Consider the following 22,087-nt stretch of genomic DNA (forward strand, 5'->3'; position numbering starts at 1 on the left):
CAATACTGTTGAAGGGGCGCTGGACGTCCTTAACGCAAGAAGCGACATCGAAAACAAAGAAGCCGTAATTGACAGCTTCAAAAGGCAGGCAACACTTTTGATTCAACAAATGGAAAAAGACTATGGCAATTCGTAAATCGGATAAGGACAAATATATTGGCTTATTGGAAAAGGACTACCTGACCCTGCTGGAAGACCACATCACCTTGCAAGCCCTCAAAATTGCAGGCATTGAAGAAATGCCCATCTACCGGGCGATTGATTCCATCCTGAAAGACGGGCGGATAGAAATCCATTTCAGCCCCATTAAAAAGAAATATAAGTAGGAAATATTTCTTTTACTCCGCATTTGACAAAGCTGTTATTCTCCCTGCAATCTTCGCTCATACTAACTAAATAATGATGATATGTTACCCGTTTTAAACAGATTCCAAAATTATTTCGTACTTTTGCATCCGCCGTTACAGAATAAAAAGATGGAAAAATGGAACATGAAAATAATCTGTCCTGCCTGGATTACTGTCATTTGTTTGTTTTGCATATCATGCGAACAGTCGAATAAAGGCTTGATTCATACGGTATCTGATTTCGGCGTCCCGATAAGCTGTATTTCTCCTTCATCGGAGAACGATTCCATCTTCTTTATCGGACTGGAAAACGGAAACATTATAAGAATAAATCTTATCAACAATAGCCGGACAATTATCAATGCAGGAAACAACCGGATATATGATATTTGTGCGGAAAACGACACCACGCTGTTAGTCGGCATCAGGAATGAGGGAGTTAAACGAATACAGAACGGTATTGTCAAGAAAAAGTATTATATCCTCAACCCACTTGATATAACGAAGCCTACGGACTCTTACGCCGCCTATACTATAAAAACAGACGGGGATTCTTTCTATTTCGCCACTTCCTCCGGTATTTACACGCTCAATAAAAATGAATGGGAAACCGAGTTATTATTACATCCGTATTACCGTCCTGAAAATCATTCCCTGTTCCATTTCGGCGTTAATCACCTGTCCATTAATGACATAAATATTTATGTCGCTACTTCTGATTCAGGTTTGGTCGTCTTGAATAAAAACAATCCGAAAGAAAGCAAAAGATTAATAGACAAGGATATTTTGCATTTTTACAAATACAACGATTCGATATTATATGCTTCATCCGGCAATTCAACCTACAAAATCAACACGAAACAATCGGTGGCGCAACAAAAAGCGACGCTCGTGAAAAGCGATTCTCATGGCATTTTTGCGTATATGGTTGATTCGTTGGACAGAAAGCAAAGGGAATGGGTATTGACCTCTTCGGAAATGAAATATACGGATAATAAGAACGGCAGCGGTTCGTTGCAACTGTCGGACAAACTCAGCAGCAGCTATAAGAATTATGTCTGTAAGGGAAAGGATTTTATTCTGGTAGCCTGCCATAATAAACTGTACATTTTTTCATTGCACCAGAATCCGAAAGGGGAATCAAACAATGTCATAGCCGTATGTATGGAGAAAAGCAACAGGATATGTTATTTCATTACCCTTGACAATAAATTATACTCGGAAAGCGGAGAAAAAGACTATGCAAAGTTCATTGGGAAGTTAAGTCTTACCATACGCGAAAAGCCGGTAAGGTTTCATGCCGGCAAGAAATACCTTTGGCTGATTACAAACAATTCCCTGTATAAAATCAATCCCGGCAATGCTAAAACAAGCCGTGAAATAGGCATCAGCGGAAGTGAGGCAAAGTGGGAACTTGGTCGTAAGATTGATTTCAGGAGCGTTTATGAAGACAAGGAATCCTTATTGCTGGGAACTCGGAATTATTTATTGCGGGCTAAATATATCAACGATGAAATTAAGGAGATAGATTCCATACCAACCGCTAAAAGCACAAAAGTTGATTTTTCGGACTTGTATATCACAGACATATCCGGACAATATCTTGCTTCCATGAAGCACGGCATTTTTGAATTAAATGGGACGGACTCGCTTAATAAAATATCCGGTTCTGACACTATCGGAGAAATAAGGAGGTTTATAGAAGAGAGCAACAGGTTTATCTACCTCTATACATCCAGAGGTGTTTATGAATGGGGGAAGCATGGGAGCGATTTTCGCCGTTTTCCCGGAATAAGTCCCAAAACCATTTCTACGGTATATTATGGGAATAAAAGTTCTTATATTATCGGATACAAGGGCATTGAACGAATACCTTTAGACTTCACGTCCGAGCTGAATCTGGTTGATAAACACCTGGATATTTCCGTTAATGAAGCGGCTATCGCAGAGACTGCCGATAAAAATCTTCTTTTTGTCGGCACTCAGATAGGATTATATAAATACCGAGGATATAATGATTTAACATTAGTTGAAATACCTCCCCGGAGCTATGCTGTCTTATATTTTACATTGCTTCCGGCAGGCATCGCCATCTTGATTGCCATTGTCATTCTTCTTTATCTTTATCGAAAACAGCATATTAAAACAATATTAAGGCGTTGCAATGAAAAAATAACGAAAAATACCAAGAAAAAGAAAGGAGATGAATTGATTCTCGAAAAGGATGAATTGGAAAATAAATTAAAGTCTGTCAGTTTGCTGGGAATCCGACAACTTAAAAAAGAAGTCATTAATTTTGAAATCCGGGTAGAAGAAAGCCTCTTAAAAAGGATGGAGATTATTGATTCCTTTAGAATATTGTTAAACAGCAAAATAGACGAAATAAATAAAGTCATAAGCAGTGATAACCGGCAGGATGAATGGAATAACATTCTTTGTGAGAAAAATAAACTGGAGAACGACTATTCGATTGATTACTCTTTTGAGCTATTGAACAGAATACTGGAGTTTGAGAAAAGTCATTTAAAAAAGGCTGTGATTACTCAAGAAATGACAGGGCAACAGCAAAAAGACTTTGAAGAATTGAGGAATCTATTTATCGCCAGAGAAAATGGTGAAAATACTGAAAATGAACCGGAATCAGGCGAAAAACAGAAAAGGGCAGAAGAAAAGAGAAATCGCATCAAGCTCAAATGCGAGGAATTATCCAATAAATACAGCGAAGAATTAAGCGGATTAAAGTTGAAAAACAATTCCAAGAAATCTTATGTCGCGTTACTGTTAATATCCGGCAAATTCGACAATGCAGACATCGAAGAAACGATGAATTTTAACCGTGTCGGAGACGACAGGTACCATATCCATGAAAATCTGAAGCAACAAGCGAACCGGAACGCACTTTTGGAACAGTTATACGAGAATACCACCCCTTCAAAATAGATGATTGATCATCAGTCATTTATAAATACAATCGAAAAAACGAAGACAGAGATTATTTTCGTTTATTTTCGCAGACGAAAATAAACGAAAATAATTTTTACCTGAATATCCTGCATACCTCCTACCTTTGCGTCAATTATTAATACAATTACGCAAATGAAAAAGAGTGTGTTAAATAGTCGGATATGTTTGGCAAAGTCGAAAACTTTGTTACACACACACACACACACACACACACACACACACACACACACACACACACACACACACACACACACACACACACACAAGCCTCGCGCGTAATTTACAAAATTTCTCTTTTACAGACAATAATTCCCAATCTTTATATAAAGGATATTTTCCGGTATTATTCCTGCCGGATTATTCTGCCATACTTGCTGAACTTATCTTGTTTTGCAAAACGGCGATATGGCGTAAAAACACTTTCTTATTTACATAATTTATCAAACAATTGTATCATGAAAATTAAAGTACTATTATTATCCTTATTAATGATTCTGTTCTTTGGTCTTTTGCCTTATCACGCACAAGCACAAGAGACGAATCAAACAACTTCAAAATCGATTGCTGCACCTCAAACGTATTCGGGGACAGTTACAGATGCAACCGGCGAAGCCATTATTGGCGCAAGTGTCGTATTAAAAGGAACATCTGTCGGCACGGTAACGGATGTGAACGGTCGGTTTTCGATTGATGCGGCTGCAAGCTCCACCTTATTGATTTCGTATATTGGATATGTAACCCAAGAAACAACATTGGGCGAAAAAAGTAATTTAGGTATTGTTTTGCAAGAAGATAATCAAGTACTTAACGAAGTGTTGGTGGTTGGATATGGCGTACAAAGGAAACGAGACGTAACAACCGCTATTTCTTCTTTAAAAGCCTCCGAATTAGCCGTTCCTGTAACAAGTCTTGACCAAGCCATGGCAGGAAAATTAGCAGGCGTTCAAGTCTTGCAACCCAATGGGATACCGGGCGGTGGTATGGCTATCAAAGTACGCGGAACAGGAAGTATTACTGCCGGAAACGAACCCTTATACATTGTTGATGGGTTTCCAATGTCGGACGGAGCTTCCAGTGCTACTGGTATGAAAGTAAATCCGTTAAGTTCCATTAACATGAATGACATTGAGTCTATTGAAGTCTTGAAAGATGCTTCTTCTTCTGCCATTTATGGTTCGCGTGGAGCAAATGGAGTTGTAATCATTACTACTAAAAAAGGACGGGACAGTAAACCTGCTGTACAATATGACGGTTATTATGGCTGGCAAAAAACAACCAGGAAAATCGAAATGATGAATGCTTATCAACAAGCGGAAATCTTATACGAATCACGCAATAATACTTATTTGGAAACTTTGGTTGCAGCCGGACTTACAGGAAATATTACGGATACAAATGACGAACGCCGCCAAAAATTGGGACAACCTGCGACGAGTTGGAAACTTAATTATTTGATTCCGGAGCAGATTTATCCTTATTTGAATGGCGAACAAGGTCTTACTGATACTGACTGGCAAGACGAAGTAATGCGTACCGCTCCGATACAAAGTCATAATATCTCCATTACCGGAGGTAGTTCAGCCGCACAATATTTTGTGTCTGCAAACTATTTAAGTGAGGACGGAATTGTTCTTGGTTCCGGATTCGACCAAATGGGCGGTCGTGCAAAAATAGATTCCAAATACGATAAATTCAGTTTTGGTGCAAATGTAAGTTTCAATCATTCCAATTATGATTTAGTGCCTACGGAAGACCGTTATTCCAACGAAACGATTCTTTCTACGGCTTTAGGGATGTTGCCATTATTTTCGGTTTATAAGCCGGATGGCAGTTACAATTTCGACCAATACACCCTGGATTGCGGTGTTCCCAATCTGATTAATCCTGTGGCATTGGCATTGGAACGCAAAGACAATATGCAGCGAAACCGAATGTTGGGAAACTTATATGCGGAATATGAGATTATCAAAGATTTAAAGTTTAAAACTTCGTATGGAGCGGATTACAATTCATTTCGCAGAAACATTTTCCGCCCATCTACTTTGCCTACAAGTCTTAACCAAATTCCGCCATCGGTTCCGACAGGAGAAAGCCGAACTAAAGACGTTTTGAATTGGGTTTTGGAAAATACTTTTTCGTATCATACAGTATTCAATAAGAATCATAAATTATCTGCTGTAGCCGGTTGGACAGTCCAACAAGAATCCACAGATAATAGCCGGATAACAGGAACCGGTTATCCCAACGATTTGATAGAAACTTTAAATGCTTCTACCATAGCCACCAATTGGGATACCACCCGGCAGCAATGGGCATTGCTTTCTGCATTAGCAAGGGCACAATATAGTTACAAAGACAGATATTTATTCTCCGCAGCTATTCGTGCGGATGGATCTTCACGGTTTGGACAGAATAATCGTTGGGGAACATTTCCATCCGTATCAGGAGGTTGGTATATTTCGGAAGAAGATTTCATGACAAATCAACGTAATTGGCTTTCCTCCTTGAAATTGCGTGCCAGCTATGGTATTTCAGGAAATTTCAGTATCGGCAATTACGAATATTATGCGAGGATAGGCGATGATAATTATGTATTGGGAGTGCCGGATGCAATTTCAGTCGGATTAGTTCCTGTCTCTGCCGGAAATCCTGATTTAGGTTGGGAAAAAACAGCCATGACCAATTTAGGTTTGGAATTAGGACTGTTTAACAGAGTTAATTTGGAAGTAGATGTATATAGTAGTACTACTTCGGATATGTTACTTAATGTGCCTGTACCTGAATTTTCAGGATTTAGTACAGTCCTGAAAAATATCGGAAAAGTAGAAAATAAAGGGATAGAAATTTCACTTTCAAATAACAACAAATGGGGCGATTTTGTATGTAACAATCGCGTAAATTTCTCTGTGAATCGAAATAAAGTCCTTGATTTAGGAGGTGTGGATGAAATGGTTACCAAAGGGGAAACAATGGATTTCATTACCAAAGTAGGCGAACCTATCGGTAATTACTACGCTTATATTACGGATGGAGTATTTATGAATCAAGAAGAAATAAATATTGCTAATGATCCGAATGATGACCGAATTGCCAAAGTGACCAATGCTAAACCCGGTGATTTTAAGTTTGTGGATGTAAAGAAAGATGGTGTTATAAATAGTGAAGATCGCTCAATAGTTGGTAATTATGCTCCCGATTTCACGTATGGCTATTCTACCGAGTTCCAATATCGGTGGTTTGATTTAAGCGTAGCATTTCAAGGTGTATATGGAAATAAAATTGCGAATATCAATCGCCGGTATTTGAATAATATGGAAGGTGGTAGCGGACAAATAGAAGCACTGGATCGCTGGCATTCGGAAGAAAATCCGGGAAATGGATTGGTGAATCGCGCCAATCGTGCAGCTACGGGAATGAACAGTCAAATGTCCACATGGCATATCGAAGATGGTTCATATTTACGTGTCCGTAATATTACTTTTGGTGTAACATTGCCAAACAACTGGACCAAACGGGCGCATATCTCTCGTGCACGTATTTATTTCTCTTCTCAAAATCCGTTTACGTTCACAAAATACAGTGGATATAATCCGGAAGTAGATATGAAAGGTAATTCGCTTACACCGGGACTTGATTACGGAACTTATCCGTTGGCAAAATCTGCTGTAATCGGTTTGAATTTAATGTTTTAACTCTTAAATACTAATATACAATGAAAAAGATAATAACAGGAATTTTATCCTTGATACTATTGACATCGTGCAGTGATTTTTTGGATCTTAAACCAATTTCCGAATCATCAGCACCCAATTTTTACAAAAATGCAAAGGATATTGAAGTAGCAATCAACGGTGCTTATGCCTCATTACAGGCAAATAATATGTATCGTTCGGATTATGTAACCCTAATGGAAGTTCGTTCCGACAATGTAGTGGACAACAATCCCGGTGGGGCAGCAGGAGTTTATTACAACATAGATAAATTTACGGCAAGAGGAGATAATACGGTTATCGGGAATGTTTGGAAAACGACATACAAACAAATTTACAGGTTGAATGAAATTCTCAACAACATTGAGGTTGTAACCGATCCTGATTTACGGACACAATATGAAGGGGAAGCACGTTTCCTTCGAGCTTTAGCCTATTTCAATATTGTACGTTTGTGGGGCGATGCACCTTTAATTCTTAAACCGATTACGACACAGGAAGCTTATAGCCAAGTAAGAACTAATGTAAGTGATATTTACGCTGCCATTGAAATGGATTTAACTTTTGCAAAACAATTACCTAAAAAATATACAGATGCAAATTTAGGTCGTGCCACGTCCGGTGCAGCCAAAGCGTTGCTTGCCAAAGTATATCTTACTCAAAAGAAAAACAGTGAAGCGGTTACCTTGTTGGAAGATTTAACTACTAATTATACGGATATATATGGATTGCAAAATACGCCCGAAGAAGTTTTTGATGTAACCAAGAAGATGAATAAAGAAATTCTCTTTGCGGTTAGATATTCAAAAACCATACCCGGAGAAACCAGTAGTACACACGATGCTTATACCAATAAATTCGGTTTAGATGCCGCATTACTCTCTGCATATAAGGGCAGTGATAAACGGAAAGCCTTACTTGGTTACACAAGAGTAAACAGCACATTTGTTGTAAAAAAGTATGCTGATACGCCTGATGTTACCACCAATGGTGTGGGTGTAGATTTTCCGGTATTGAGATGGGCAGATGTATTGTTAATGTATGCGGAAGCATTGAACGAAGTCGAATATAATAATGACGAAGCAAGCAAGGCATTTACTACTTTGAATAGTGTCCGTAATCGAGCATCTGCTACGCCTTATACGAATGTTACACTTAGCGATAAAGATAGTTTCCGCAATGCAGTATTATTGGAACGGCGATTGGAATTACCGTTGGAAAATCATCGTTGGTTCGATTTGCTTCGGACGGGAAAGGCTATTGAATCCATGGCAGCAGTCAAATTGGATATTACAGAAAACGATTTGTTGTATCCCATCCCCGAATCGGAAATTTTAATCATGGACAATCCAAACGAATTTCCGCAAAATCCCGGATATGAATAATTTCAATGAATTAAAACAATAAAAAAAATGAAAACAAAAATTACAATCATACTCTTTTTGTTTATATCCATTAGTGGATTGCAAGCGCAAAAAAATATCTATGTGTCGGCGCAAGCGCAAGGAGAGCCTTTGGAGGCTTGGAGTGAAGGTTATTTGGATATCCACAACATCAATACCGGCTGTGGGAATGCAGCATACTGCATTTTGCCCGATGGAACAACGATGCTGATTGACGCTGGCGCCAATAATCCGAACTCGGAACGTCATGTAGCACCTCGTCCCAACAACAGCAAAACACCCGGTGTTTGGATTGCAGAATATATTTTGAAACATTCCCCCAAAAACAGGGATAAGAAGATTGATTATTTTTTGGCAACCCATTTCCACAAAGACCATATTGGTGGAGTACTTAAAAATAAGAGCACAAAAGCCGATTACTATCTGACAGGAATTACCGAAGTTGCAGAATATATACCCATTGGAAAAATCATTGACCGCGATTATCCTGCTTATAATTACATGCCGTCAACAGAAGATTTTTTCAACAATTATTTGAAATTTACAGAATATCAGAAAACAATCAATCCGGATATTGTGGAACGATTTAATGTGGGGGTAAACAATCAATTTGCTTTGAAATATGATACTGAGGCAAAATATACCGGAAGATTTGAAATTCGCAATCTAATTGCCAATGGTATTATGTGGACAGGAATAGGAACGCAAACAACTTCCCTTTTCCCTGATTTAAGCGGAGTGAGTAATTCAAATAAGCCGGAAGAAAATTCATTAAGTTGCGCAATCAAACTTTCGTATGGAAAATTCGGTTACTATACCGGTGGAGATTTGACCGGTTATCCCAAAGCGGGACGACCTGAATGGCATGATTTGGAAACACCTTTAGCTCCCATAGTGGGTAAAGTGGAAGTATGTAATGTCAATCATCATGGCTACAACAACGCTACCAATGATTTTTTCATCAAAACATTAGCTCCACAAGTATTTATTATACAAGCATCAGATGCTTTACATCCTAATCATTCAACCCTTTACCGAATGCTTGCCAAGCAATTATATCCCGATAGTCGCGATATCTTTGCGACTAATCTTCATCCGGCAGCCAAAGTAGTCATTGGCGATTTAACGGATCAGGAAAAAAGTACACAGGGACATATTGTTGTCCGTGTCTCTCCAGGAGGGTCGGAATTTATGGTTTATGTAATTGACGACAGCGATACCAATTATGCGGTAAATGCTGTTTTCGGACCCTATTTTTGTAAATAGTTATCATTAAATAAATTACACAATTTAAATTATTTTATCATGAGAAAAACAAACTTACTTTTTGTCTTATTTGTACTCACAAGCATGAGCCTTCATGCGGCAGGTATTTATGTGTCAGCGAGTTACAGTAACTCTGATGCAAACGGTTCACAAGCAAAGCCCTTCAAGGAATTATACAGAGCTTTGGCAGTTGCAAATGCAAACGATGTCATTTATGTGGCAGAAGGGCAATACCTTCCCCAAACAGATGCCGTCAATGGTGCACGTTATTCAACATTTACTATTGATAAGAATTTGACTATCAAAGGTGGGTATTCTACAGATTTTACAACAAATGATACAAAAGACTATCCGACTGTACTTAGCGGAGATTTAGATGGTAATGATTTTTATGATCCGGTGATCGGAACAGCGTCTTCCAATGAGGGGAATGTCTATCATGTAATAACCGTGAATGCAGATGTTTCGGTATTGCTGGAAGGAATAACCGTGCAAGGCGGTAATGCGGACTTAAATGATGTAGCCGATAAACCCAAATCACAGAATGGCGGCGGTATTTTCAGCCTTGGATCATTGAAGTTGGAAAATGTAATTATTGCTGGTAATACAGGTGGTTCCAAACCGGGTGCAGGAATTTATTCCAATGCGGATTTAGAAGCCAATAAAGTAGTGTTCTTGGGCAATAAAAGTGGAAACGATGGTGGTGGACTCTATGTAAAAAATGGTACTGCGATTATTTCTAATTGTACTTTTATCGGCAATGAAGCAGCCAGCGGAGGCGGTGCGCTGATGATCGGTGGTACTACCGGAACGTATATCAAAAACAGTACTTTCTATTGGAATGTAACTGCCCGCTATGGCACTTGCTCTTTGTATAATGCAGGAACCACGAATCCTGTGGTATTAGTAAACAACACTTTTGTAAACAACGACATCAGTAATTCATCCAACAAAAACAATGGCGGTGGTGGTGCCGTGTATGTAAATTGGGGTGGAAACGTTTATTTGGTAAACAACACTATCATGGGTAATAAAACGCTGGATGGTACGGATACCGGTGAAGGAGGAGCTGTTTACAGCCGGGCAGGAAATATTTTCTTAGCCAACAATGTAATAGCAGGTAATTTTGCTCCCGAAGGAGAAGATGTTTATCATAATGGTGGTGCGCAAGAAGTTACCTCGTTGGGTTATAATGTTTTTACTTATGGTGGTGTTAATACGACAGCCATAGTCGGGAATAATGATATTATTGCTGGATCAAGTAAAAGTGCTGGTTTAGCACTACTGACGCAAATCTTTGAAGGAAATACTACTGATTATGTATTTGAAGCAGAAACAGCCAATAACGGCGGTGATACGGAAACCGTAAAAATCAAAGATGCTACGGCTACTATTGGTGCAGGAAAAACGATAGCCAGTTTACCTGCAACGCAATTATCTGAAACTACCATAGATGCGGATTTGAATAATGATGGTGATAAAGATGATGTTTTAAGTATTGATCAACGTAATAAACAACGTGATCTTACAGGTAAGGCAAGCATTGGATCTTATGAATATTATGCCTCAGACCTAACCGGAATTAAATCGGTTAATTCTAATGATATTACCATCTATGTTAATAACGGTCAAATAGTGATAAATGCAGCATCCGATTACACTTATGCAGTATATGACTTGACAGGAAAAAAACAGAATCCTTCATCCTTATCAAAGGGTGTTTACATTGTAAAAGTACAATCCGCACAAGGAGAATCTGTAAAAAAGATCATTCTTTAATAGTAATTATGCGGTCGTTCAATTAAAAAACGACCGCACAATTTCAATTTCAATTTTAATTTCATGAAGAAAATAGTTACATTAATCATTCTACTTTTTATGGGGATTACCGGAGTCAAGGCCGGTATCGGAAATGGCACGATACAATCGCCCTATAAAACAATAGAACAAGCACTTTCGGCTGTCAAAGAAGGCGATACTATCCGTATCACTTCCGGAAAGTACATTCCGTCCGAAACTTCTTTTGAAATAAAAAAAGGAGTAGTCATCATTGGTGGATATGATGAAGCATTTGCAAATACGACACCCGAAACAACTGTTTTGAGTGGAGATTTCAATGGCGATGACGAATACGATGAAGATAGTGGAATCCTTATTGCCGGATACGAAGATAACCGTTATCGGGTAGTGCGTGTAGCAAGCGAAGCTACCAATGTGACTATCGAAAATGTGAAAATTCAAGGCGGTTATGCCAATGCAAATGGTAACGACACTGGTGGCGGCATGATGATACAAGGAAATTCCGTCACGTTGAAAAATGTAGTATTCATGGGCAATTATTGTTCTGCCGCGGGCGGTGGTGCTATTCATGTGCGTACAAGCCTTAATATGGATAATTGCAAACTGATTGGAAATCAAGGTGCAGGCGATGGTGGTGCCATGTTTATCAATGGCGAAGCGGTAGTAAAAGTAACAAATACGCTTTTTCAATACAATACATCCCTTGCAGGATCTGCCGTTTTTTTGAAAAATGCCATCTCAACCTATTTTGCAGAAAACACATTTTTAGACAATCTATCCAAAAGTTACGGCACCTTTACGGTGTATAACACTTCGTTGGCACCCGAAAGAACAGTCACATTGGTAAACAATACATTTGCCAATAATAATGTCGAAGGGGAAACAGAAGGCGGAGCCAACCGGGGAGGAAGTGCTATTTATGTGCGTATTCACAACGATGGATTAGTCAATTTGGTCAATAACACACTGATTGCCAATAGTTGTGATGCACAAAACGCAGATGGAACTCCAGCCTCTTTATTGGGCGGTGCAGTTTTTGCTCGGCAAGGCAAAGTGAAAATGGCAAACAATGTTATTGCCGGTAACTTTTCTTCTTCCGGTTATGGTGATGTTTTTAAAACCGATGGAGTTGTCCATTCTTTGAATTATAACTTATTCGGCACCAATACAAGCATCAATATCAATCGGGATAACGATGATGTATTAGCCGGTCAAGATTTGACATCCTCTTTATACGCTCTTGCTCAAACATTCGATGTTTCTGTGTCTGGTAATCAACTGAACGGATTTGCAGCAATAAATGGCGGTAAAACACCAACTATTAAAATTTTGGACGAAAATACAGACAGGATTGTCATTAATACAATTCCTGTGGAAAATTTGCAAGGAACAACATTAGGAATTGACCTCAATAATGATGGAACGTTAAGTGGACAGTTGCAAAAAGACCAGCGAGGAGTCAATCGAAATTCGGAAGGCAATGCTTGTATCGGTGCTTATGAAATCGGAACAGCAACAGGAAGAACACTCATAGCGGAACATCCGAAATTAATTTCGATTTCGGGCAATCAATTCAAAGTCCATTCGGCATATCCTTTCGATTATGTGGTGTATGATATTTTGGGCAAACCGGTACAGTCTGCCCGAAATCAAGCACCGGAAACAGAAGTAGATCTTCGCAATTTGTGCCGAGGAGGAATTTATTTGATAAAGGTGGTATCCGGTAATAAAAAGCAAATAAACAAACTTTTTTATAAATAAGTTGATTTGATAATTACTACCCTCGTGGTAGGTATTACTGGATAGCGATGAGGATTTTAAGTGACCAGAATAACAGGATTGGTCGGCGCCGGAATTATTCTGTTGTTTTTTCACTATAGTCCACAAAGTCGGGAACTCGTTTCGGTAAATCTCATCCAACGGATTGGGTAAATCAACCGGAACTACACAATGAGAATCTTTTACTTGGATATTGGCTTTATCAAGCGCTTGTATGTACATCAGCCGGTATGCAATTAATAGTTTTGGGGGCCTCATCTGCTACTTAGGCGGATAAGATGAATTAATTCTCCTGTGAGAAGCTATGTATTTATTTGTTTAATTTTTAAAATGAAATTTATTATGACAAAAATTAATTTTAAACGTTTCTTGGTTTTTTGTGTAATTAGTGGAACACTGATTACACACGGTCTTGCCCAAACAATATCCTATGATACTTTAGTTTATAAGGCAAGTGTAAGTTTGAATGAATTGTATAATTTGGGTCCAAATGATTTTTCAATAAGTGCCAATTCTGACGCAATATCTGGCACTCACATTTATCTTAGGATTTATACTGATTTTCTCATGACAAATAACAGTTATTCTAATGTTCTATTATTTGAAATGACAGGAACTCGTGGTAGCTTGTACTTTTATCAATTTTCCCCCACTACATACACGAATCCAAGTTCACTTGGAATAATTGGGGAGACCTATCCTGTCCCTTGGATTAGTAATAATATTAAAAGTTCTTCTTTGGCTGCATACAAATATTATCTCACCAATGATTGGCGAATGCAAACAACTCATAATGCCAATTCAATCTTTTATGATTTTTTCGGAACTATACCTGTAAAAATTGAATTAATTCTTCCTGAAAATATAAATATATGGAATGGGAACTTGCCAGGGATAGGGACTTTTTATAAGAATGGAGAAGTTGATGAAGGACTAAGATTCGATCCTCAACATTTAGCTCATATAACAGATATAAATGAGATTACTAATGAGTGGGTGAAATTGAAAAATATTCCTTTAGAGGATGAAACACCAGATTTGAAAATTGTATCTCATAGAGGGTTCTGGGGGAATAATCTTGGTGCCGGACCTATTGAAAACACTGATCCTTCCATTGCAGCTGCTACAAATTATACTCATCTTATCGAATCGGACATAACAATGACAAATGATTCAGTATTAATCATTAACCATGATTATAATTTACAACGCTTGTCTGATTACGACGGACCTGACCCGGATAATACATTCATTTATGACATGAATTATAGTCAGCTTATGGGTCTGCATCTAAGGAAAAGGAATTATGAAGTAGACCAGAATTACCATTTTATCACATTAGATACTTTAATTAGTTATATGAAAAAGTATCAAACAGTTTTGACTCTTGACATAAAAGAGCGGGCACGAAGACATAATCCCTTAGATCCATCAGAGTGTACCGCCGCCTGCGATGTCACTCATACTGATAGAGAGCGTAATTGGGTTGGATTAGTGTCAAAAATACTGGAAGTTACAAAAGATAATGATGCTTGGGAGTATATTGCAATCAAAACAACTTTAACTTTAAATACAATAAAACAGTATTTACCGGTTGAACAATACGATGATTTACACAAAATTCTTTTTTTTCCAATCACGCAACCAGGTGCAAATAAGTATGAAGCAGTGAGGTTTATTAATGATTGGTATAATAATAGTTCAAATTCTTTAGTAGGTTTCGAAACAAATTTCAAGCGAAAAGAATCATTATTAGATACTCTTATTGTTAATGGAAACTTGTTTGACAACGTATTGCATTATGTAATTTCAAAAACAGAGCTAAGACCAGGTGTATATGCAGAAGAACCTATGGGACCCAAAGGTATAGTTGACAGATATGCCCAATGGTTGTTTAAAGATTTTACTAAAGATTTTCGAGGAGATCCCTATTGGCTTATGAGTGTTCCTCATTTTTCATCTGCTATAGTAACAACAGATAGAATTGATACTTGGACACAAATAAAAAATTTGTACAATCCAAATTCGGCACAGCTTGCACCGGCAAATAATTTTGTTGCATCCAGTTTAACAAAAAATTTAACGGAAAACACAACGATGACTGCAAGATATGAATCGGGGATACTGACTGTTTATGGTTTAAGCAAAAATGATATTGGAAATAATATTCTGCTGTATGATTTACAGGGACGATTGATCTACCAGAATAAGGTAACGACAGAACCTCAAATGGTAATGTCGAAAAACATACGATCCGGAATTTATATATTGAGAATATCCGGAAATAAACAAAAGAGTGTAAAACTAATCGTAAAATGATAAAATTATGAAAACAATGTTTAAATATTGGGGGAAGCTGAAAAATTCCCATTTCAAGAAAATATTTTTGTTGGTATTGTTGTTATCAAATGGATATTTGTTTGCGCAGAATAATAACTCTCCTGTAGGACCATTTAGTTATATGCCTCCTGACGGAATATTCTGGTATGGAGTTAATGATCCATCCACAAAAAAGTCTGTCGAATGGATATCCCCTTACTATTTCACACAGATAAATACCAATGAAGATTGCATGATGCTTGAATTTGATATAGATATAGATATGGACAATGATGAAGGTAAACCCATCTTGTCTTTGGTAGATCCTTATCTTTACGGTATAGATGTAAGATTGTTTGAAATGTTCTATTCTGATGGTACAGTTACAATCAAACGATATAATCGCTTTCTTGCTGATGATCCTGAAGGTCCTGATGATATTCCTTTCTATACCTATCATTTGTTTGATCGTTTATTTGAACGACATGGTACAGAAGGATCTGCAACTTGGCGTATGCGAGTTTATATTACATCAAATTTCATGTATATAGTAACAACTGATTGGTATAATAATCCAGATGTTCAATATATGTCACCTGTATTTTTTGGGTTAGATTTCGATAAAAAATATCCGGATGAAGAATCTAATATGTATCGATATTTTGCAGCTACTGGTCACCGTAATAACACTCTTGCCTTTATTTTAGGAGAATGGACTTTGTCTGGTAACAATACTTATGCTCCATATATATCTAATACAAAAGTTTTCATAATGGTGTATAGTAGTAGTCCAAGAGATGACAATGATTGGTGGTGGACAATGCAAAGAGAATTTTCATCACCTCCTCAATGATAGCATTATTGGCAATAGCAGTATGAGATTACTCTACATCTTTTATAGATGATGTATAAATAAAAATAATAAACTAAATAATAAACTAAATAATAATTAAACAAAATGAAAAAGATTATATTTTTTACAGTAATAGCATTCATATTTCAAGTGGTTAATATGAATATTTTTGGACAAGTTGAAATAAAGGATGAATTCCAAGTTGGTAATTCCGGTCATAGTAACGTTGGTAGTTTAGGACATGACGCCTTTTATCAAGATGTTATTCTTGCGAGTGGCAATAGTAGTACTTCTGTTGCTTTTAGAGTAGGAAACGCTAAAGGACTACAAATGAAACTGAGAACAAATAATGACTTTATGCTCTATTTTCCTTTATCAAGTGGAGAAAGTTGGAACCGCATAATAGCAAAAGATCATTTATCATTTTCAGCAGGAGACAGAGGCGTAAATGATAACTTGTCCGATTTATTTATAGCTAAAAATGGAAGAGTAGGTATCGGAACAACCTCTCCTACTGAAAAATTAGCTGTTGCTGGAAGTATAACGGCATCTGAAGCAATAATGGCAGGTACGATAATGACAGAGGGGATTCAGCTTAATAGTGGGGTTATAACTGCTACTGGAAAAATTGGTGTTGGAACGACTAATCCTACTGAAAAATTGACAGTTAATGGAAATATAAAACTTACGGGCGATATTATCGGAAATACAACGGGATTCAATATAGAAGGTATTAGAGGTCTTGAAATGAAAAAAGGGATGAATAACGATTTTACATTATATTTTCCTGTCTCAGATAATAGTAATAGTAAGTGGAATCGTATTATTGCTAAAAATCATTTATCTTTTACAGCAGGGGATAGAGGTGTAACTCAAAATGAAACAGATTTGTTTATAAGTACTAATGGAAATATAGGAATAGGTACACCCGCTCCAGATCAGAAATTAACTGTGAATGGAAATATTTCAGCTTCAAATAGTAAAATGTATATCAATGTAAACGCAAATCAAGTAAGTACTGCAAACAAAGCTAAATTTTCCGCATTCATTGCCGGAGGTATTCTTTCTGAAGATTATGCTATTGGTCCAAAATCTACTTGGGCGGATCATGTTTTTAGCACAGATTATAAATTACAGAATCTGAACGAGGTCGAAAATTATATCAAGACCAATAATCGTCTTCCGGACATTCCTTCTGCCGCAGAAGTAGAAGAGAATGGTTATACACTCCACGATATGAATGTGAAACTCCTTCAAAAAGTAGAAGAATTGACACTCTATTCCATTGAACAAAACAAGGAAATTGAACAACTAAAGAAAGTGGCAAATTCTTATGAATCACTCATGGAAAAAGTGAACCAACTCGAAAGCCAAATAAATAAGTGATACAAATTTAAGGTTAAAGAGAGTGTCTAAGACGTTTTGGATACTCTCTTTTTTCGATAAGAGTATGATAAAGAACATCATATTTGATTTCGGGAACGTATTTATCGAATGGAATCCCCGCCGGATATTCAGCAAAATAATTCCGGCGGAATCCATAGATAACTTCATGCAAACCGTGTGGAAGGATGAATGGAATAATAATTTGGACAGTGGTATCACTTTCGTCGAAAACGAGAAGTTACTTTTGGAAAAATATCCGCAACACAGCGAGTATATTGCCTATTTTCATCAACATTGGTACGAATCGTTAGGCAACGAAAACCAAGGAAGTATAACCTTGCTTACCGATTTGCGAAAAGCAGGATATGCCACCTACGGATTAAGCAACTGGTCGGCAGAAACATTTCCGCCTACCCGAAAAGCCCATCCGTTTTTCAATATGCTGACAGGTATTGTGCTTTCCGGTGAGGAAAAAGTATGCAAGCCCGATCCGACAATTTACACTATCCTGTTGGAACGCTATCAATTACGTCCCGAAGAAAGTGTGTTTATTGACGACCGGCAGGAGAATTTAGATGCCGCACAAAAATTAGGAATTGACACCATTTTATTTCAAACCGCAGAACAAGTTCGAGCGGATTTGAAGCAAAAAGGTGTTTTATAAAAGATTACAAACAAATGAAAAAAATACAGTTAGTTCTATTATTCGTTCTGTGCCCTCTTTTTATAATGGCACAAAGTTCAAAAGTGTTGGTCGCCTCCCACCGCGGCGATTGGCGCAACTATGCCGACAACTGCATTGAAGGCATCGAAGGCTGCATCCGCATGGGCGTGGATATTGTCGAAATCGACATTGCCAGGACCAAAGACGGCCAGTTAATCCTGATGCACGACCGTACCATCGATCGTACCACCAACGGCAAAGGCAAAGTCAGCGATTTCACGCTGGAAGAAATCAAGAAACTACGCCTTAAAAATGGTTTGGGCAGGGTAACAGATTTCCAAATACCTACGTTGGAAGAAGCCATGACAGCCGCCAAAGGCAAAATTATCGTCAATATCGACAAGGGCGACACTTATTTCGACGATGTTTATCCGATACTGGAAAAAACGGGAACGCTCGCTCAAGCAATCATCAAATCGGGTAAACCCTACGAGCAACTGAAAGCGCAATACGGTGAGAATTTAGACAAAATGCTTTTCATGCCGGTTGTTTCGCTTAAAAAAGAAACAACGCTTGACTCAATAGCATCCGTCTTGAATAAAAAATATCCTTTCTATGAAATATGCTTTGAAGAAGAAAACAGGGGACTGTTATTGCAAATCAAGCAAAAATTGCATGACAGCAAGTCCGTTATCTGGATTAATTCGCTGTGGAATTCCCTCTGCGGCGGTTACAGCGATGATAAAGCGTTGAAAGACCCGGATGGGACATGGGGTTACCTGATCGATGAACTGGGCGCAGGCATATTGCAGACCGACCGCCCTGCCATGATGTTGGATTATTTAAAGCAAAAAGAATTACATGATTAAAAAGATAATGCAGTTTTTCAGTCCGACGCCTGACAAAGCGGATTTGAAAGAAGACAAAACATATTTGAAAAAATTGCAATGGTCGGTGTTCCTGTCCGCTACTGTCGGCTATGGACTGTACTATGTGTGTCGCCTCAGCCTGAGTGTGGTAAAGAAACCATTGGTTGATGGAAATATACTGACAGAAAACGAACTGGGAATTATCGGTTCCGCTCTGTTTTTCTCCTACGCCGCCGGAAAATTCATCAATGGATTTCTGGCTGACCGTGTGAATATCAGACGTTTTATGGCCATTGGATTGATAATATCTTCCCTTGTTAATATCGTATTGGGATTTTCCCATTCCTTTTGGATATTCGTTATCCTGTGGGGCGTGAACGGCTGGGTGCAAAGTATGGGCGCTCCAAGTTGCGTAGTCGGCTTATCTCGCTGGTTTACCGATAAGGAACGCGGCTCGTACTACGGTTTCTGGAGCGCCAGCCATAATATTGGCGAAGCGCTGACTTTTATCGCTACGGCATTTGTCGTCAGCATAGCCGGTTGGCGCTGGGGATTTGAAGCTGCCGGGATTGCCGGATTAGTCGGAGCGGTTATTATTATACTGTTTCTGCACGACAGTCCGACAAGCAAGGGACTGGTTCCGGCAATGCTGCCCAAGGAATTGGACAAATCCGTCGGAAAAACCCAGATGGAAGTCCTGAAAAACCCGTTCATCTGGATATTGGCCTTCTCAAGCGCCTGCATGTATATCAGCCGTTATGCAGTTAACAGTTGGGGCATTTTCTTTTTGGAGAACGAGAAGGCATACACAACAATAGAAGCCAGCAGTATTATCGGCGTTTCGTCTGTTTGCGGAATTATCGGGACGGTATTGTCCGGTTTCCTTTCCGACAAACTTTTTAAAGGCAATCGCAATATTCCGGCATTAATTTTTGGAATTTGCAACACGTTGGCTATTACACTGTTTGTGTTTGTTCCGAAAGGCTATTTTGCAGTAGATATATTCAGCATGATACTGTTTGGCCTGTCTATCGGCGTACTAATCTGTTATCTGGGCGGATTGATGGCAGTGGATATTGCGCCGAAAAAAGCATCGGGAGCGGCGCTGGGTGTTGTAGGTATTGCCAGCTATATCGGCGCAGGCGTTCAGGATATATTGAGCGGACGGCTGATTGGCGACAGCAAAACGGTTGTGGACGGAATCTCAACGTATGATTTTTCATCCATCCGCTACCTTTGGATAGGCGCGGCGGCGCTGTCGTTTATATTGTGTGCCGGATTATGGAAAAAGAAAGCCATAACTGATTGACAAATAAATTATTAAACAAGAAAAGTTATTAATAAAATAATAATTAAATCTGAGTATTTATGCAAAAAACGATTTGTTTATTTGGGTATGCTGTGCGAAAAACATTTTTAATAGCATTGTGTACAGGTATTTTTATCTGTTGCGACGACAAGGAAAGCAGCAGGCCGGCGGAATACAATCCCGACAAGCCGGTAGTATTAACCTCATTCTATCCCCAATCAGGGAGGGTAACGGAAAAAGTGCTTCTGGACGGAGAAAACTTTGGTTCCGACGTATCCAAAATCAAAGTCTATTTCAACAGGAAGCAGGCTGCGGTCGTTGGTTCAACCGGCAACCGGATGTATGTCCTTGTTCCCCGCTTGCCGGGCAATATATGTAATGTGTCGGTGGTAATCGGCAAGGATTCGGTAACTTACGACCGGACTTTTGCATATTATTCATCAGCCTTAGTTACAACCATTACAGGTAACGGTCAGAAGCCATACAAAGGCGGTACGCTGGCTGAAGCGACATTCCAGGCAAGATATATCTGTGTGGACGCCGAAAACAATATTTTCGCCTCTGTCAGGGATAACGAGTTCTGGGGTGTGGTAAAAGTCAGCGAAGCGCAAAACTCGGTTACTCCCATGATTATGAACACCGGCAAACAAGATGCCCAATCTTTTATTCCGAACGCCCTTTGCGCTGATTTTGCAACAGGCATTGTTACCGTTCCCCATGATGGCAGCAAGGAGGTTTACTACACTTTTGACCCGCGGGAGGCTTGGGCGCCAAGAATGCGCACCATGAAATTGAAGCCGGAAGAAGCAGGCCAGATGACCACACCGTACAAATATGCAATGGCATACTGCCCTTACGACGGTTGCCTTTATACTCGCTACCAATACGGCCAAGTGGTCAAAATCAACCCTAAAACCTACGAATCGGAAATTATATACACCACTCTTTACGGTAGCGGCTACGGGCTGGCGTTCCATCCGCTGAAGCCATGGTTGCTCTACTTTTCTTTTCAAGGCAATGCACAGGCCAATGCACACGGTATCTGCACACTGGATATCAGAGACCCACAGGCGCCGGATGCCTTTAAACGAATCAACGCCCCTTCCACCGCAGCAGGACACAGGGACGGGGCATTGGAAACGGCGCAGTTCAATACCCCCTGGCAATTGTACTTCGACCCTGAAGGCTATCTCTATGTCGCCGACGCCGGCAATCACTGCATCCGCAGGATTACCCCCGACGACATGGTGGAAACCGTAGTCGGGATACCCGGTACATCCGGTATGCAGGATGGAGGCAAGGAAGACGCCCTGTTCAATACGCCTCGGGGCGTGGCAGTCGGTTTGGATGGAACAGTCTATATCTCGGACTATAACAATTGCCGCATCCGCAAATTAAAAATTGAGTAATATCATTAA

The 22,087-nt window shown here is 39.0% G+C and carries 14 protein-coding genes; all 14 read left to right on the forward strand.

All coding sequences use genetic code 11. The features are described from left to right. The first annotated feature begins 122 nt into the window (after nt 1–122). The 14 genes from ACYPWY_RS12640 (at nt 123) to ACYPWY_RS12705 (ending at nt 22,078) form a co-directional block, all read left to right on the forward strand. Complete coding sequence (locus ACYPWY_RS12640) at nt 123–326, forward strand: hypothetical protein (protein ID WP_459685894.1); 204 nt, start codon at nt 123–125, stop codon at nt 324–326. 150 nt (nt 327–476) lie between these two features. Further along, nucleotides 477–3,287 carry a ligand-binding sensor domain-containing protein gene (locus ACYPWY_RS12645; protein WP_459685895.1) on the forward strand — a complete coding sequence of 937 codons (2,811 nt, stop codon included), beginning with the start codon at nt 477–479 and terminating at the stop codon, nt 3,285–3,287. Between the two features lie 512 nt (nt 3,288–3,799). Next, on the forward strand, nt 3,800–7,003 hold the full coding sequence (locus tag ACYPWY_RS12650; RefSeq protein WP_459685896.1) for a SusC/RagA family TonB-linked outer membrane protein: 3,204 nt from the start codon (nt 3,800–3,802) through the stop codon (nt 7,001–7,003). 20 nt (nt 7,004–7,023) lie between these two features. Beyond that, the gene (locus tag ACYPWY_RS12655; RefSeq protein WP_459685897.1) at nt 7,024–8,406 is read left to right on the forward strand and encodes a RagB/SusD family nutrient uptake outer membrane protein; all 1,383 of its coding nucleotides are present in this window, start codon (nt 7,024–7,026) and stop codon (nt 8,404–8,406) included. Nucleotides 8,407–8,433: 27 nt separating this feature from the next. Next, the gene (locus tag ACYPWY_RS12660) at nt 8,434–9,690 is read left to right on the forward strand and encodes a ComEC/Rec2 family competence protein (protein WP_459685898.1); all 1,257 of its coding nucleotides are present in this window, start codon (nt 8,434–8,436) and stop codon (nt 9,688–9,690) included. A gap of 39 nt (nt 9,691–9,729) precedes the next feature. Next, entirely contained in the window at nt 9,730–11,469 is a 1,740-nt protein-coding gene (locus ACYPWY_RS12665) for a T9SS type A sorting domain-containing protein (protein WP_459685899.1), read from the forward strand. A 63-nt stretch (nt 11,470–11,532) separates the two neighbouring features. After that, nucleotides 11,533–13,251 (forward strand): T9SS type A sorting domain-containing protein, encoded by a 1,719-nt coding sequence (locus tag ACYPWY_RS12670; protein ID WP_459685900.1) that lies wholly within the window; start codon nt 11,533–11,535, stop codon nt 13,249–13,251. A gap of 360 nt (nt 13,252–13,611) precedes the next feature. After that, nucleotides 13,612–15,588, forward strand: a complete 1,977-nt coding sequence (locus tag ACYPWY_RS12675) for a glycerophosphodiester phosphodiesterase family protein (RefSeq protein WP_459685901.1) — start codon at nt 13,612–13,614, stop codon at nt 15,586–15,588. Between the two features lie 7 nt (nt 15,589–15,595). Beyond that, nucleotides 15,596–16,441, forward strand: coding sequence for a hypothetical protein (locus ACYPWY_RS12680; RefSeq protein WP_459685902.1), 846 nt, complete (start codon nt 15,596–15,598; stop codon nt 16,439–16,441). Nucleotides 16,442–16,546: 105 nt separating this feature from the next. Then, the gene (locus ACYPWY_RS12685; protein ID WP_459685903.1) at nt 16,547–17,827 is read left to right on the forward strand and encodes an autotransporter outer membrane beta-barrel domain-containing protein; all 1,281 of its coding nucleotides are present in this window, start codon (nt 16,547–16,549) and stop codon (nt 17,825–17,827) included. 64 nt (nt 17,828–17,891) lie between these two features. Further along, a complete protein-coding gene (locus ACYPWY_RS12690) occupies nt 17,892–18,491 on the forward strand; it encodes an HAD family hydrolase (RefSeq protein ID WP_459685904.1) in 600 nt (199 codons plus the stop codon). A gap of 14 nt (nt 18,492–18,505) precedes the next feature. Continuing rightward, nucleotides 18,506–19,360 (forward strand): glycerophosphodiester phosphodiesterase family protein, encoded by an 855-nt coding sequence (locus ACYPWY_RS12695; RefSeq protein WP_459685905.1) that lies wholly within the window; start codon nt 18,506–18,508, stop codon nt 19,358–19,360. Then, nucleotides 19,353–20,669, forward strand: a complete 1,317-nt coding sequence (locus ACYPWY_RS12700; RefSeq protein ID WP_459685906.1) for an MFS transporter — start codon at nt 19,353–19,355, stop codon at nt 20,667–20,669. Before ACYPWY_RS12695 ends, ACYPWY_RS12700 begins: the two co-directional genes overlap by 8 nt. Before the next feature lie 59 nt (nt 20,670–20,728). Then, nucleotides 20,729–22,078 (forward strand): IPT/TIG domain-containing protein, encoded by a 1,350-nt coding sequence (locus ACYPWY_RS12705; RefSeq protein WP_459685907.1) that lies wholly within the window; start codon nt 20,729–20,731, stop codon nt 22,076–22,078. Nucleotides 22,079–22,087 lie beyond the last annotated feature (9 nt).

The organism is Viscerimonas tarda (assembly GCF_054601255.1).

Coding starts and splice junctions, on each gene's coding strand:
- ACYPWY_RS12700 (WP_459685906.1), top strand. CDS start 19,353: ATGATTAAAAAGATAATGCAGTTTTTCAGTCCGACGCCTGACAAAGCG.
- ACYPWY_RS12705 (WP_459685907.1), top strand. CDS start 20,729: ATGCAAAAAACGATTTGTTTATTTGGGTATGCTGTGCGAAAAACATTT.
- ACYPWY_RS12645 (WP_459685895.1), top strand. CDS start 477: ATGGAAAAATGGAACATGAAAATAATCTGTCCTGCCTGGATTACTGTC.
- ACYPWY_RS12655 (WP_459685897.1), top strand. CDS start 7,024: ATGAAAAAGATAATAACAGGAATTTTATCCTTGATACTATTGACATCG.
- ACYPWY_RS12670 (WP_459685900.1), top strand. CDS start 11,533: ATGAAGAAAATAGTTACATTAATCATTCTACTTTTTATGGGGATTACC.
- ACYPWY_RS12675 (WP_459685901.1), top strand. CDS start 13,612: ATGACAAAAATTAATTTTAAACGTTTCTTGGTTTTTTGTGTAATTAGT.
- ACYPWY_RS12685 (WP_459685903.1), top strand. CDS start 16,547: ATGAAAAAGATTATATTTTTTACAGTAATAGCATTCATATTTCAAGTG.
- ACYPWY_RS12660 (WP_459685898.1), top strand. CDS start 8,434: ATGAAAACAAAAATTACAATCATACTCTTTTTGTTTATATCCATTAGT.
- ACYPWY_RS12640 (WP_459685894.1), top strand. CDS start 123: ATGGCAATTCGTAAATCGGATAAGGACAAATATATTGGCTTATTGGAA.
- ACYPWY_RS12650 (WP_459685896.1), top strand. CDS start 3,800: ATGATTCTGTTCTTTGGTCTTTTGCCTTATCACGCACAAGCACAAGAG.
- ACYPWY_RS12695 (WP_459685905.1), top strand. CDS start 18,506: ATGAAAAAAATACAGTTAGTTCTATTATTCGTTCTGTGCCCTCTTTTT.
- ACYPWY_RS12690 (WP_459685904.1), top strand. CDS start 17,892: ATGATAAAGAACATCATATTTGATTTCGGGAACGTATTTATCGAATGG.
- ACYPWY_RS12665 (WP_459685899.1), top strand. CDS start 9,730: ATGAGAAAAACAAACTTACTTTTTGTCTTATTTGTACTCACAAGCATG.
- ACYPWY_RS12680 (WP_459685902.1), top strand. CDS start 15,596: ATGAAAACAATGTTTAAATATTGGGGGAAGCTGAAAAATTCCCATTTC.